The sequence below is a fragment of the Janthinobacterium sp. TB1-E2 genome (assembly GCF_036885605.1).
Lineage (GTDB): Bacteria > Pseudomonadota > Gammaproteobacteria > Burkholderiales > Burkholderiaceae_D > Janthinobacterium > Janthinobacterium aestuarii.
In genome coordinates, this window is sequence record NZ_CP142523.1 from 1,895,103 (window position 1) to 1,909,133 (window position 14,031).

At 60.9% G+C, this 14,031-nt stretch carries 10 protein-coding genes; 9 read left to right on the forward strand and 1 reads right to left on the reverse strand.

The window, feature by feature from the left end; translation table 11 throughout:
• Positions 1-20: 20 nt before the first annotated feature.
• From OPV09_RS08515 to OPV09_RS08550, 8 genes are all read left to right on the forward strand, one after another.
• The gene (locus OPV09_RS08515; protein ID WP_338681217.1) at positions 21-1,091 is read left to right on the forward strand and encodes a glycosyltransferase family 4 protein; all 1,071 of its coding nucleotides are present in this window, start codon (positions 21-23) and stop codon (positions 1,089-1,091) included.
• Positions 1,088-3,097: an alginate lyase family protein gene (locus OPV09_RS08520; RefSeq protein WP_338681218.1), complete on the forward strand. Its 2,010-nt coding sequence runs from the start codon at positions 1,088-1,090 to the stop codon at positions 3,095-3,097. The genes OPV09_RS08515 and OPV09_RS08520 overlap by 4 nt, the downstream gene beginning before the upstream one ends.
• 11 nt (positions 3,098-3,108) lie before the next feature.
• Positions 3,109-4,419 (forward strand): nucleotide sugar dehydrogenase, encoded by a 1,311-nt coding sequence (locus tag OPV09_RS08525; RefSeq protein WP_034751648.1) that lies wholly within the window; start codon positions 3,109-3,111, stop codon positions 4,417-4,419.
• Positions 4,400-5,662: a glycosyltransferase family 4 protein gene (locus OPV09_RS08530; RefSeq protein ID WP_051991202.1), complete on the forward strand. Its 1,263-nt coding sequence runs from the start codon at positions 4,400-4,402 to the stop codon at positions 5,660-5,662. The genes OPV09_RS08525 and OPV09_RS08530 overlap by 20 nt, the downstream gene beginning before the upstream one ends.
• A gap of 112 nt (positions 5,663-5,774) precedes the next feature.
• A complete protein-coding gene (locus tag OPV09_RS08535) occupies positions 5,775-7,229 on the forward strand; it encodes a mannose-1-phosphate guanylyltransferase/mannose-6-phosphate isomerase (RefSeq protein ID WP_338681221.1) in 1,455 nt (484 codons plus the stop codon).
• A 180-nt stretch (positions 7,230-7,409) separates the two neighbouring features.
• On the forward strand, positions 7,410-7,967 hold the full coding sequence (locus OPV09_RS08540; RefSeq protein ID WP_338681223.1) for an FxDxF family PEP-CTERM protein: 558 nt from the start codon (positions 7,410-7,412) through the stop codon (positions 7,965-7,967).
• A gap of 87 nt (positions 7,968-8,054) precedes the next feature.
• The gene (locus OPV09_RS08545) at positions 8,055-8,633 is read left to right on the forward strand and encodes an FxDxF family PEP-CTERM protein (protein WP_338681225.1); all 579 of its coding nucleotides are present in this window, start codon (positions 8,055-8,057) and stop codon (positions 8,631-8,633) included.
• Between the two features lie 132 nt (positions 8,634-8,765).
• Entirely contained in the window at positions 8,766-9,794 is a 1,029-nt protein-coding gene (locus OPV09_RS08550; RefSeq protein WP_425324031.1) for a TIGR03790 family protein, read from the forward strand.
• A 60-nt stretch (positions 9,795-9,854) separates the two neighbouring features.
• Here OPV09_RS08550 and OPV09_RS08555 read toward each other — a convergent pair whose 3' ends face one another.
• Positions 9,855-10,583, reverse strand: coding sequence for a PEP-CTERM sorting domain-containing protein (locus tag OPV09_RS08555; protein WP_034751634.1), 729 nt, complete (start codon positions 10,581-10,583; stop codon positions 9,855-9,857).
• A gap of 453 nt (positions 10,584-11,036) precedes the next feature.
• Between OPV09_RS08555 and OPV09_RS08560 the strand changes: the two genes are divergently transcribed.
• Positions 11,037-14,030 (forward strand): ExeM/NucH family extracellular endonuclease, encoded by a 2,994-nt coding sequence (locus OPV09_RS08560; RefSeq protein WP_338681227.1) that lies wholly within the window; start codon positions 11,037-11,039, stop codon positions 14,028-14,030.
• The last annotated feature ends 1 nt before the right edge of the window (position 14,031 follow it).

Here is a 14,031-nt window from a genome sequence, read left to right on the forward strand (position 1 = left end):
ACAAAATTACCGGATTCGACATGAAAAAAATTCTGATGGTCGGCACCAGCCTGAGCACCATGGGCGGCATTGCCGCCGTGGCGCGCGTGTACGAGGGCGCCGGCCTGTTCGAGCGCTATCGTGTGCATTACCTGGCCACGCATTGCGATGGCGGACCCATGGCCAAACTGCGCATCATGCTCTGGGCCTATGCGCGCTTCCTGGGTATGCTGCTGAGCGGACAGGTGGGCCTGATCCACGTGCATGTCGCCTCGCACGCGAGCTTCTGGCGCAAGTCGGGATTTTTCCTGCTGGCCTTCCTGTGCCGCGTGCCCAGCATTGTGCACTTGCATGGCGGCGGCTTTGCCGCTTTTTACGAGCGGCAGTGCGGTCCCTTGCGGCGCGCCTATATCCGCTACATTTTCAATCATGCGTCGCGCGTGCTGGTATTGTCGAGCGGCTGGCAGGCCTGGGTGCGCGGCATGAGCCGCAATCCGCATGTCGAGATCATGTTCAATCCCGTGTCCTTGCCGCCCATTGCCGCGCCATGGTCTGCGCGGCAAGCGGGAAGCGTGTTGTTCCTGGGTAAACTAGGCCAGGCCAAGGGGGTAGATGACCTGCTGCAGGCATGCGCCGAATTGACTCAGCGTTGTCCATCGCTGCACCTGGCCTTAGGCGGCGATGGCGATCGTAGTGCCGTGCAGCAACAGGCCGATGCGCTGGGGGTGGCGCCGCACGTCGACTTGCTGGGCTGGGTACAGGGCGAGCAAAAGACGCGCCTGCTCAATAGTTGCCGCATCTACGTCTTGCCTTCGTATTTTGAAGGCTTGCCGATGAGCATTTTGGAGGCGATGGCCTGCGGCGTGCCCGTGATTGCCACGGCGATCGGCGGCATTCCCGAGGCAATACAAGATGGGGTGGAGGGATACCTGCTCGCGCCCGGCGACGTCAAGGGACTTGCCGAGCGGATCGCACGCTTGCTGGAAGACGATGCGCTGGCGCAAAGAATGGGCGCTGCGGGACGCAGCAAGGTGGAACGTCAGTTTTCCACGGCGGCGGTCTTGCCGCGCCTGGAACAAATGTATACCGACTTGGGGTTGAATGCCGTATGACATCGTTAGCATGGAAAATCAACCGTTTGAAATTGATGGGCGCCCCCGAAATTGCCTGGCGCGTGCAGCAATTGCTGCAAAAGAAGGCCAGCAAGTTTGGCATCGGCTTGCTGCGCAGCGTGCCGGCACCGCAATTGAAACGTATGGGCCTGCCATTCCTGGCTGGCGATGGCCGCGATATCGATAGCGCCGCCTTGCGCGCCGCGGCCGATGCCGTGCTGGCGGGCCGCTGGAATGTGTTTGCCCTGCGTGGCGCGGCACTGGGTTTCCCACCGCAATGGAACCGCGACCCGAAGACGGGTACGGTGGCGCCGCTGACCCTGGGCAAGCAGATCGATTACCGCAACGAAAAAGTGGTCGGCGATATCAAATACTTGTGGGAACCGAACCGGCACCTGGAACTGGTGGCGCTGGCGCAGGCATGGAAAGTGACGGGCGAGCCGCGCTATGCCGATGGCGCGCGTAGCTTGCTGCAGTCGTGGTTCGAGCAATGCCCGTATCCCATGGGCGTGCACTGGACCAGTTCGCTTGAGCTGGCGCTGCGCCTGCTGAACTGGGCCTGCGCCTGGGAATTGCTGGGCGGCCTGGCGTCGCCGCTGTTCCAGGGCGAGGCGGGCCAGCGTTTCCTGCAACAGTGGCTTGCGGCGATCTACCAGCATGCGCACTTCATCGCCGGTTATTTTTCGCGCCACTCGTCGGCGAACAACCATCTGTTCGGCGAATACATGGGTTTGTTTGTGGCCAGTAGCGTATGGCCTTGCTGGCCGGAAAGTGCGAAATGGCAGGCGCTGGCGCGCAAGGGGCTGGAAGAGGAAGCGCTCAAGCAAAATACGCCCGATGGCGTGAACCGCGAGCAAGCCGTCTATTATCAGCACGAAGTGATGGACATGATGCTGCTGTGCCAGAGGATCGGGCAGGCCAACGGCGCGGGCTTTTCCGCGGCGTACTTGCAGCGCCTGGAGCGCCTGGCCGATTTCATCGCCGCGTTGATGGACGTGGACGGCAACGTGCCGATGACGGGCGATGCCGACGATGCGCAGATGGTGCGCCTGGCGCACGACGATGGCTGGCATCGCTACCGTTCGCTGCTGGCCAGCTGTGCCGTGTTGTTTGGCCGCGCCGACTTCAAACGCAAGGCCGGCCATTTTGACGACAAGAACCGCTGGCTGTTCGGTGTGGCGGGTTTGCGACAATGGCAGGCGCTCGACGCCAGCGGGGCCGAAGCGCCCGTCATGGCGTTTCCCGAAGGCGGCTATTTCCTGCTTGGCAGCCATTTCGGCACGCCCGATGAGGTGCGCCTGGTGGCCGATTGCGCACCGCTCGGCTATCTGTCCATTGCCGCGCATGGGCATGCCGATGCGCTGGCATTTACCCTCTCCGTGAGCGGGGAAGAGTTGCTCACCGATCCAGGCACCTACGCCTATCACACGCAAAAAAAATGGCGCGATTACTTCCGCAGCACACCCGCGCATAACACGGTAGCCGTCGACGGCCTGGACCAGTCTGAAATCGGCGGCAATTTCATGTGGCTGAAAAAAGCCAATGCGCGCATGATTGCTCATGAAACGGATTCCGAAGTGCAAGTTTTCGAGGGCGAACACGATGGCTACGGCCGCCTGGCCGATCCCGTGCTGCACCGGCGTCGTATCGAGTTCAACTTTAATAATAAATGCATTGTTGTAAAAGACATATTACAATGTACAAATGTACATGATATTTCCGTGCATTGGCAGTTCGGCGACCACTGCGTGGTGACCGTTGACGAGGGGCAATTGCGGGTACAGGGATTGCGGTCCGGATTGCGCATGCGCTGTTCGCATGGAACGCTGGACGTATTGCGCGGTAGCGATACACCGCCTGGCGGCTGGATATCGCGCCGCTTCGACGAGAAATCACCGATTGCCAGTGCCGCCTGGCGCATGAGGGTGCAGGGAACAACTGAAATCGTGACGCACATCGAGCTGATGCCGCAGGCGTCGCCGGCTGATTCGCCGGCTAATTATTAAGGGAGCATATTTTGAAAATCAGTATTTTTGGCCTCGGCTACGTGGGTGCGGTCTCTGCCGGTTGCCTGGCAACGGATGGGCATGAAGTGATCGGCGTCGATCCGAACAGGACCAAGGTGGAGCTGATTAACCAGGGCACCACGCCCATCATCGAAAAAGACATCGGCGAGATGATCGCCGCCACCGTGAAAAGCGGCCACTTGCGCGCCACGTTCGACGTGCGCGACGCCGTCTTCAGCTCGGACATGTCGCTCATCTGCGTGGGTACGCCTTCGCAGCTCAATGGCAACCTGGACCTGAGCCACGTGCGCAAGGTGTGCCAGGAGATCGGCGCCGCTATCCGCGAAAAAGACAGTTTCCACGTCGTCGTGGCGCGCTCGACCATGCTGCCAGGCTCCATGCGTTCGCTCGTCATTCCTACCCTGGAAGCGGCCTCGGGCAAGGTGGCCGGCGTCGATTTCGGCGTGTGCAACAACCCGGAATTCTTGCGCGAAGGCACGGCTGTCTACGATTACTACAATCCGCCGAAGACGGTGATTGGCGAGTCCGATGAAAAGGCTGGCGCGCTGCTGGTGCAGCTGTATGAAAAGATGGATGCGCCGCTGGTGCGCACGGACGTGGAAACGGCCGAGATGGTCAAGTACACGGACAATACCTGGCATGCCGTCAAGGTGGCGTTCGCCAATGAAATCGGCAACATCTGCAAGGCCGTCGGCATCGATGGCCACAAGGTGATGGAAATCTTCTGCCAGGACACCAAGCTGAACCTGTCGCCGTACTACATGAAGCCGGGCTTCGCCTTCGGCGGCTCCTGCCTGCCGAAAGACGTGCGCGCGCTGACCTACAAGGCGCGCAGCCTGGACCTCGATTTGCCTCTGCTCAATTCCATCCTGCCGTCGAACCAGCGGCAAGTGGAAAAAGGCATCAAGATGATCGTCGACAAGGGCGCGCGCAAGGTGGGCATCCTGGGCTTTTCGTTCAAGGCCGGCACGGACGACTTGCGCGAGTCGCCGCTGGTCGACGTCATCGAATACTTGCTGGGCAAGGGCTACGAGCTGAAGCTGTACGACAAGAACGTCAACCTGGCCGCCTTGACGGGCGCCAACCAGGATTACATCCTCAACCACATCCCGCACATTTCCAAGCTGATGGTGACGAATATGCAGGACGTGCTCGATTTTGCCGACACCATCGTCATCGGCAATGGCGCGGCCGAGTTCAAGACCGTGCCTGGCAGCCTCAAGCCGCACCAGCACATCGTCGACCTGGTGCGCATCAGCAAGGATCAAAGTGGAGAACAATATGACGGCATCTGCTGGTAATCACGTGGCAGGGCAGCCGCGCCGTGTGCTGATCCTGGTGGAAAACCTGCCGTCGCCATTCGACCGGCGCGTGTGGCAGGAAGCGACCACCCTGCATGCGAATGGCTACGAAGTGTCGATCATCTGCCCGACGGGCAAGGGCTACGAGTCGCGCTACGAAGCCATCGACGGCATCCATATCTACCGCTACAACCTGCCGCTGGAAGCGGAAGGGGCGAAGGGGTACCTGGTCGAATATTCGCTGGCGCTGTTCCACACTTTCCGCCTGGCGTGGAAAGTGCACTTCGCGCGCGGCTTCGACGTCATCCACGCCTGCAATCCGCCCGACCTGCTGTTCCTCATCGGCGGCTTCTTCAAGTTGACGATGGGCAAGCGTTTCCTGTTCGACCACCACGACATCAATCCGGAGCTGTACGAAGCCAAGTTCGGCCGGCGCGATTTCTTTTATAAACTGATGGTGCTGTTCGAGCGCTGGTCGTTCCAGAGCGCCGACGTGTCGATCGCCACCAACGAGTCGTACAAGAAGATCGCCATCGAGCGGGGCGGCATGAAGCCCGAGGATGTCTACGTGGTGCGCAGCGGACCCAAGCTGGACCGCTTGCGCGTGCTGCCGCCCGTGCCGGAGCTCAAGAAGGGCCGCACCTATCTGGTCGGCTATGTCGGTGTGATGGGGGCGCAGGAAGGCATCGATCTGCTGCTGCAGGCGGCGCAATACATCGTGCAGACCTTGAAGCGCGAGGATGTGCACTTCGGCCTGGTCGGCGGCGGCACGTCGCTGGAACAGATGAAGCAGATGGCGCAGGACATGGGCATCGCCGACTACGTGACGTTCACGGGACGCGTGCCGGACCAGCAATTGCTGGAAATGCTCAATACGTCCGACGTATGCGTGAACCCGGACGTGGCCAACGACATGAACGACAAGTCGACCATGAACAAGATCATGGAATACATGGCATTGGGCAAGCCGATCGTGCAATTCGACCTGGTCGAAGGCAAGGTGTCGGCGCAGCAGGCGTCGCTGTATGCCTTGAAGAACGACCCTATCGACATGGCGCGCAAGATCGTCGAATTGCTCGACGACCCGACCCGCCGCGAGCAGATGGGCGCGTTTGGCCGCCATCGCGTGATCAACGAGCTGGAGTGGGAATATGAAGCGCCCAAGCTGCTGGCCGCGTATGCGCGCCTGTTTCCCGCCGCCGCGCCCGCCGTTCCCGTGACCTTGAGCAAGGATGGCGGCTGATAGCGCCGGACAAAAGCGCCGCGCGCGGCGTGCTGGGTGGCATGCTGATCGCCTGAACGATTATAGTGTCGAGCGTGCATGCTCCTCAATAAACTGCTTTTGAAATGAAACCATGAAAATTTACCCAGTCATCCTGTCCGGCGGTTCGGGCACCCGTTTGTGGCCGCTGTCGCGCGCCGTGCTGCCCAAGCAACTGTTGCCGCTGGTAACGGACAAGACCATGTTGCAGGAAACGGCGCTGCGTGTGAGCAGCCTGTCGAACCGCCGTGCCGGCGACAGCGCGCTGGCCGAGTTTGAAGTCATGCCTCCGCTGGTGGTGTGCGGCAATGAGCACCGCTTCATGGTGGCCGAGCAGCTGCGCGAGATCGGCTTGCCGCCGCTGGGTATCTTGCTCGAACCGGTAGGGCGCAACACGGCGCCGGCCGTGGCCGTGGCCGCGCAATACCTGCTGGCCATCGACCCGCAGGCGCTGATGCTGGTCTTGCCTGCCGACCATGTCATCACTGACGTGGCCGCGTTTCACCAGTCCATCGCCGAGGCGGCGCTGCTGGCGGCCGACGGCGCGCTGGCCACCTTCGGCATCGTGCCGACGGCGCCGGAGACGGGCTATGGCTATATCCGCAGCGGCACGCCCGTGAGCCCTGGCGCCATCGGTTGCAAGGTCGAGCGTTTCGTGGAAAAGCCGGACCTGGCCACGGCGCAGTCGTTCCTGGCTGTCGGCAATTATTTCTGGAACAGCGGCATGTTCATGTTCCGCGCCGAACGTTATCTGGGCGAACTGGGGCAATTTCAGCCCGCCATGCTGGCCGCCTGTGAGGCAGCTGTGCGCGACGGCTACCGCGACCTCGATTTCTGCCGCCTGGAAGAGAAGGCCTTCGCCGCCTGCCCGTCCGATTCGATCGACTATGCCGTCATGGAGTATACGGCGCATGCGGTGGTGCTGCCGGCCGCCATCGGCTGGAGCGATGTCGGTTCCTGGTCGGCCCTGTGGGAAGTGCAGCACGGTGATGCCAACGGCAACGTGGTGCGCGGCGACGTGTATCTCGACGGCGTGAGCAATTGCCTGGTGCGCGCCGAGCGCCGCATGGTGGCCGTGCTGGGCGTGCAGGACTTGATCGTGGTGGAAACGGACGACGCCATCCTGGTGGCACACAAGGACCAGGTGCAGCGCGTGAAACAGGTGGTCGATCACTTGAAGCAGGCGGGGCGCAGCGAACACGTGCAGCACCGCAAGGTGTACCGCCCATGGGGCAGCTATGAAGGCATCGATATCGGCGAGCGCTTCCAGGTCAAGCGCATCACGGTCAATCCGGGCGGCAAGCTGTCCTTGCAGATGCACCATCACCGCGCCGAGCACTGGGTGGTCGTCAGCGGCACGGCCAGCGTCACCTGCGGCGAGAAGGTGACTTTGCTGACGGAAAACGAATCGACGTACATTCCCATCGGTATGACGCACCGGCTGGAAAACCCGGGTAAATTACCGCTGCACCTGATCGAAGTGCAATCGGGCAGCTATCTGGGCGAAGACGACATCGTGCGGCTGGAGGATGTCTACCAGCGCGCCTGATGCGCGGTTTTTAAGATATCTGCACCGTGAAACTATTGTCTTTAAGAATGATGCTATAAAGTAACTTTTCATTAAACAATAGTTAACATAAAACATTGCTTTATGCTATGATTCTGCCTGGTTTGATTAGATAAATACATGCGGGTGCAACGCTACCCGCAGTTACGTTGGTGGAATCGCATGAAGAAAAATATTTGCTCGGTGCTCGCAACGCTGGCGTTTGCCGGTTCAGCTGTATTCTCGCAGGCAGCTTTTGCCGCGCCGGTGGACATCAGTTCGCTGCCAGGTGCCGTGAAGCTGTCCACGGGTGGTTCATTGACGTTCAGCGACAAGTTCAAGAATAATCAGAAAAACAATTTCTTCAATGATTTGTTTACGTTTGACTTGGCGCACGCCAGCGATCTGAGCCTGGTCTTGACGTCGCGCAGCAGCAGCGCCTTGAATGGCCTGAACCTGACGGGTTTTGGCTTGTACAGCAGCGTCAACAATGCGCAATTGCTGGGAGGCGATCAACTGCTGAGCGGCATCGACGACAAGTGGACCTTGTCGTACGCGAATCTGGCAGCCGGTTCCTACTACCTGAAAGTCAGCGGCAATGTCGTGTCGAACACGGGCGCCGCTTTCAGTGCCAACGGCAGCCTGGTGTCGGCCGTGCCTGAGCCTGGCACGTATGCCATGCTGCTCGCTGGCCTGGGTCTGCTGGGCTTCATGGCGCGCCGTCGCCAGAACGCCGGCTGAGCACGGCGAACGGCGTCCGTTTGCCCCTCCATTCGCATTTTATCCCGCGGCCAGCCTGAGCTGGCCGCAGCACTCTTGGTGAAAAGTATGAAAAAATTTCTTCAATCCCTGTTCGTGGCAGCCATGTTTGCCGGCAGCAGCCTGGCGGCCCACGCCGCTCCGGTCGATATCAGCCATGCACCGGTAGATCTGACGCAAGACTTGCTCGATTACTCGAGCGCTGAGTTGCTGGGTTCTTTCTCGCTGGCGGCAGGCCAGTTGGCTGGCGCGCAAAATAACTTTTTCAGCGACAAATATACCTTTAGCGTAACGGGTTTCAATGACCTGAGCGCACTGGCAACCTCGCTCAAGCCCAGCGCCAATTCCGGCCTGACCTTGACCGGCTTCAGCCTGCGCAATGCCGGCGGCGTACTGTTTCAGGGTACGCTCGATCTGATCAACTATACGGCGCAGGACCAGGCCTGGAGTTTGGTATCGGGCGGCACGCCGCTGGCGACCGGCAATTACTTCCTGCAGATCGACGGCTATGTGGCCTCGTCCGCTGGTGGCAGCTATAGCGGCAACCTGGCGGTAACGCCGGTGCCGGAACCGGAAACCTACGGCATGCTGCTGGCCGGCCTGGGCCTGGTCGGCTTCGCGGCGCGCCGCCGCAAGCTGCAAGCCTGAGCGCGTCTGTTGCATTGATGAAATGGAGGCTGCGGCCTCCATTTTTTTCGCCTGTCGATTGCTGGGCGCTATAATCATCGGGCATAGCTGGCGGCCGCCACATGGCGGCTTCGATCTTCTTCAACGGCGATATTGACCTTGCATAAATCTCTCTTCCTTTCGCTGGCGCTGGCTGCCGGCATCGCCCATGCCGATGCACCATCCATGCCGCCAGGATTGAATGCGCTGCAATTGGCAGTCGTGATCAATGATGCCGAACCAAACAGTATCGTGGTGGGTGAATATTACCGCCAGGCGCATGGCATCCCGCCTGCGAACGTTGTGCACGTGAATATCCCGAATCGCCCGCGCAAGCTCAGCATGGATCAGTTCGCGCAATTGAAGGAGCGCATTGACGCGCAATTGAAGCCCCATATCCAGGCCGTGCTGATGGTGTGGAGCGCGCCTTACGCGGTCGAATGCAATTCCATCACTTCCGCCTATACCCTGGGCTACGATGCGGGGCAATGCGCCAAGACGTGTGACGCCGGCAAGCCCAGCACGTATTTCAACAGCAATGTGCCGCAGCCATTTACGCAGATGGGCATGCGCCTGTCCATGTTGCTGCCCATCGATTTTGTGGAAGAGGCCAAGGCTGTGGTGGATCGCGGGACGGTCAGCGGTTTTTCCGTGCCCGCCGCCAGCGCGTATTATCTGACCACCAGCGAAAATGCGCGCAACAGTCGTGCCGCTTTTTTCCCGCCTGCCGGGATCGTTCGCCAGCGCAAGCTGACGGTCAAGAATCTGAAGGCTGATGTGCTCGACGGTGCACAGGACATCATGGTCTACCAGACCGGCATGGCCAAGGTCGCCAAGCTCGATACCTTGCGCTTTCTGCCAGGCGCCCTGGCGGATCACCTGACTTCGTTCGGTGGCGATCTGCAGGGGACGGCGCAAATGAGCAGCCAGCGCTGGCTGGAGGCGGGCGCGACAGCTAGCTACGGTACCGTCAGTGAACCGTGTAACTATTGGCAGAAATTCCCGAATTCGACAGTCTTGTTGCGGCGCTACCTGACGGGTATGACGGCGTTGGAAGCGTACTGGGGAAGTGTGGCGTGGCCGGCACAAGGATTGTTCATCGGCGATCCACTGGCGGCCCCCTACAGGGCATTCCGACGTTAACAGCGCTCGCTTGCGTTGCTGCCAGATAAATAAAAAAAAGGCTCTTGCGAGCCTTTTTGATTAGGTTTTAGCCGTGCGTTTTCGGCGTCCCATGAAGGCCACCAGCCCCAGGCCGGCCAGCAGCATGGCATACGTTTCCGGCTCAGGAACGGCCAGTACCGGCGGCAATATGGTGTTGGGAGTAACACCGCGGCCTTCGATGCCGCCGCCAGCACCACCGGAGCCAACGCCACCGCCACCGCCGCCGGCTGCCGCGGGAGTGGGTGTGTCGGAGGACGTCAGCAGAGACGCATACTGTTCCGGCATCGCCCGTCCCACACCACGGTAGCCTTCGCTGCCGCTAAACGGTTCCAGTCTTTCCTGCGCAACAAAATCGCGTGTACCCGAACTATAGTCAAAACCATCTTGCTTGATGCCTCTTCCCAAACCCTTGGCGCGCGTACTGGCGTCCGTATCGAACTGGCTCAGATCATGGCCGCGACTGTCGAAATGCGGCTTGCGCAATACTTGCGAAGATTCTTCGCCACCGAATTCGGGCGTGGATCCTTTGCCGTCGTTGGTGCGCCAACCCATGCCAATGGCACCATTTGCCAAACGGCACGCGCTATATGTGCTGTTCATGTCTGCCTCGCTGGCGTTGCCGTTGGTGCCGGCATTGTTTGCTTCGCAGCGTTTATTGTCCGCAGCGGCTGGTGCCGCTGTTTGCGCTGTCGCGTAACCTGCGCTCAATGCCAGGGTGGCGGCAATTGTCAGCAGGGATAGGTGGACGACGGGGGTGAATTTTTTCATGATTTGATCTCGCTAGGGTTTTCATGCCGACAGGGCGCTGCGCGCTCCATGATCTCGACGCAATAAAATTAGCAGTACATTCAAATAGCGCATCGATTGTGCGTGGCGCAGGGCGTGGACTGGGCCCTTTGCATATCTATTTACTGGCGTGTTGCTACTGACTGGGCAAGCTTTATAAACTTGCAAGGAATAAAACTTATTTAATAGAAATATATCATATTTTTGAGCAATTTGCTGTGCTTGCTGAAGTCTGACGGTCAAATGTTGTTGCCTAGCTACTTGGATGAAGGATGGGCGGCTGGACTTTTACTCCATTCGGCTTAATCAAATGTCATCAAGTCGTCATCCCAGGCCTTTAATATGCAAATAACAAGTCTGAAATACTTTTGTTAATTGTGGCGCGCCGGCCGATCATGTGGGGCCGGCGTCATTTATTTACCGACCGGGATCCTCATGCACACCTCGTTTTCCCCCTTGCGCACGCCGCTGCGCCTGACCGTCATGGCCGCCGTGCTGGCCAGCCTGTCCGTGCCAGCCCTGGCCGCTTCCGATATCGTCATCAGCCAGGTGTATGGCGGTGGCGGCAATACGGGGGCGCTGTACCGCAATGATTTCATCGAAGTTTTCAACCGCGGCGCCAGCCCCGTGAACCTGGGCAACTGGAGCGTGCAATACGCGTCCGCCGCTGGCACGAGCTGGTCCGTGACGGCCTTGCCGGCTATCGATTTGCAACCAGGCCAGTATTTGCTGGTCCAGCAAGCCAAGGGCGCGGGCGGCACGCAGGACTTGCCCACGCCGGACGCCACGGGCAGCCTGGCCATGTCCGGCACGGCGGGCAAGGTGTTGCTGAGCAATAGCAAGACAGCCCAGACGGGCGCCAGCCCCACGGGCGCCGCCATCGTCGACCTGGTCGGTTTCGGCACGGCCAACGGTTTTGAAGGCGCCGTGGCGCCCGCACCATCGAATACCCTGTCGATTGCGCGCGCGAATGGCGGCTGCGGCGACACGGACGACAATAGCGCGGACTTCGCCACCGGCAGCGTGACGCCGCGCAATACGGCTTCGCCGCTGAATGTGTGCGGCGGTCCCGTCGTGCATCAGATTATTACCAGCTGCCCGGCTAATCTGGCCTTGGCTGTGGGCAATGGCGGCAGCGCCGTGCTGCGCGCGTCCGACGTCGATGGCGTCGTGAATGCGGCCACCCTGAGCTCGCCCGCCGTGGCCGGCATCAGCCTGGCCAATTTCAGCGCGGCCGGCGTGGCGGGCGAGAGCGCCAGCGTGAACCTGCTGGTGGCCGCTGGCGTGCCGGTGGGAAATTACCCGGTCATCGTGAATTTCAGCAACGACCAGCAGCAGACGGCGTCGTGCAAGGTCGACGTGGCCGTGCAAGGCCTGGCCGCCATCAGCCACACGATCCCGCAAATCCAGGGCAGCGGCGCCAGCAGCCCCTACGCCAATTCCGTGCAGACGACCGAAGGCGTGGTGACCTTGAAAGTGGGCACCGGCTTCTTCATCCAGGATGCGGCCGGCGATGGCGACCCGTCGACGTCGGACGGCATCTTCGTGTACACGGGCGCGACGGCTACCACCGTGCAGCCGGGCGAACTGGTGCGCGTGACGGGCACGGTGGTCGAATACACGCCATCGGGCGCGAAAAATTCCTATACGGAATTCAAGGACGTGACGGCCATCCTCACGCAAAGCGCGGGCCACAGCGTCGTGCCGGCGAATGTGAGCTTGCCGAACGACAATCTGGCTGCCGTGGAAGGCATGCTGGTGCGCTTCACGCAACCGTTGACCGTGTCGCAAAACGCCTATCTGGGCGCGCGCGGCGAATTGAGCCTGTCGGCGGGACGGCGCGAAGTGCCGACCAATCGCTACCCGGCCGGCTCCGCCGAGGCGCAAGCCTTGATCGCCGCCAATGCGAACAATCTGATCGTGCTCGATGACGGCATTTTCGTGGCGCCGCCAACGATACCATATATCGGCCAGGACAACACCGTGCGCAGCGGCGACACGGTGGCCGACCTGACGGGCGTGGTGGACTTTGGCGCCATCGGCGGTGGCGGCGCCGCCTACAAATTACAGCCGACACAGACGCCGCAATTCTCGCGCGACAACCCGCGCACGGGCAGCCCGGAACTGCCGTCCGGCAACGTCAAGGTGGCCAGCGCCAACGTGCTGAATTTCTTTACGACCTTTACGAATGGCAACAATATCTTTGGGCAGACGGGGCAAGGCTGCACCGTGGGCACCTCGACCACGAAGAGCAATTGCCGCGGCGCCGACAATCTGGCCGAGTTCGTACGCCAGCGCGACAAGATCGTCGCCGAGCTGAAAGCCATCGATGCGGACGTGGTCGGCTTGATGGAAATCCAGAACAATGGCGAGACGGCCGTCACCTACCTGGTCGAGCAACTGAACGCGGCCATCGGCGGCGTCACGTATGCCGTGGTGCCGAAGCCGGCCGCCACGGGCACGGACGCCATCCGCGTGGCCATGATCTACAAGCCCGCCAAGCTGGGCCTGGTGGGCGGTGCCTTGTCGGACGCCAACGCCATCAACAACCGTCCACCGATGGCGCAAACTTTCCGTGCCGGCAATGGCGAGAAATTCTCGTTGATCGTCAACCACCTGAAGTCGAAGGGCAGCTGCCCTTCGAGCGGGCTGGACGCGGACCAGAACGATAGCCAGAGCTGCTGGAACGCCACCCGCGTGCAGCAAGCCCAGCGCCTGATCGGCAGCTTCGTACCGCAGGTGGCGGCCGCTGCCGGCGACGCGGACGTGCTGGTCATCGGCGACCTCAATTCCTATGGCGCGGAAGACCCGATCCAGGTCATCACGGGTGCCGGCTTCGTCAATGAACTCGAGCGTTTCGTGCGGCCGTCCGGCATGCCGTATTCGTACGTATTCGGCGGCCAGAGCGGCTACCTCGACCATGCGCTGGCCAGCGCCTCGCTGAGCCCGCAAGTGGCCGGCGTGGCCGAATGGCATCTGAATGCGGATGAGCCGGAAGTGATCGACTACAACATCGACTCGGCCAAGCCGCAAGACCTGTACAACGCCTTGCCGTACCGCGCTTCGGACCATGATCCCGTCGTCGTCAGCATGGACTTGCAGCCCGCCTACCGCGACATCACGGCCGGCGTGGCGCAAGCGAGCTCGGGCCTGGCCTACAACCGCGCGACGCAAAAATACACGGGCACGTTCTCGTTCACCAACACGGGCACGAGCGTTTTGAACGGCCCGTTCCAGGTGGTGTTCGGCGGCTTGCCTGCCGGCGTCAGCCTGGCCAATGCCACGGGCAGCCATGCGGGCGCCGCCTACGTCACCGTCAACGCGGCCAGCCTGGCGCCGGGCGCGACGGCTTCGTTTGCCGTCAGTTTCACCAATCCGTCGAAAGTGACGATCAATTACTCGGCCAGCATTTTCGCCGGCAACTTCTAAG

Excerpts from the sequence above, each read along its gene's own strand:
- OPV09_RS08540 (WP_338681223.1), top strand. The coding sequence starts at position 7,410 with ATGAAGAAAAATATTTGCTCGGTGCTCGCAACGCTGGCGTTTGCCGGT.
- OPV09_RS08560 (WP_338681227.1), top strand. The coding sequence starts at position 11,037 with ATGCACACCTCGTTTTCCCCCTTGCGCACGCCGCTGCGCCTGACCGTC.
- OPV09_RS08535 (WP_338681221.1), top strand. The coding sequence starts at position 5,775 with ATGAAAATTTACCCAGTCATCCTGTCCGGCGGTTCGGGCACCCGTTTG.
- OPV09_RS08520 (WP_338681218.1), top strand. The coding sequence starts at position 1,088 with ATGACATCGTTAGCATGGAAAATCAACCGTTTGAAATTGATGGGCGCC.
- OPV09_RS08555 (WP_034751634.1), bottom strand. The coding sequence starts at position 10,583 with ATGAAAAAATTCACCCCCGTCGTCCACCTATCCCTGCTGACAATTGCC.
- OPV09_RS08530 (WP_051991202.1), top strand. The coding sequence starts at position 4,400 with ATGACGGCATCTGCTGGTAATCACGTGGCAGGGCAGCCGCGCCGTGTG.
- OPV09_RS08545 (WP_338681225.1), top strand. The coding sequence starts at position 8,055 with ATGAAAAAATTTCTTCAATCCCTGTTCGTGGCAGCCATGTTTGCCGGC.
- OPV09_RS08515 (WP_338681217.1), top strand. The coding sequence starts at position 21 with ATGAAAAAAATTCTGATGGTCGGCACCAGCCTGAGCACCATGGGCGGC.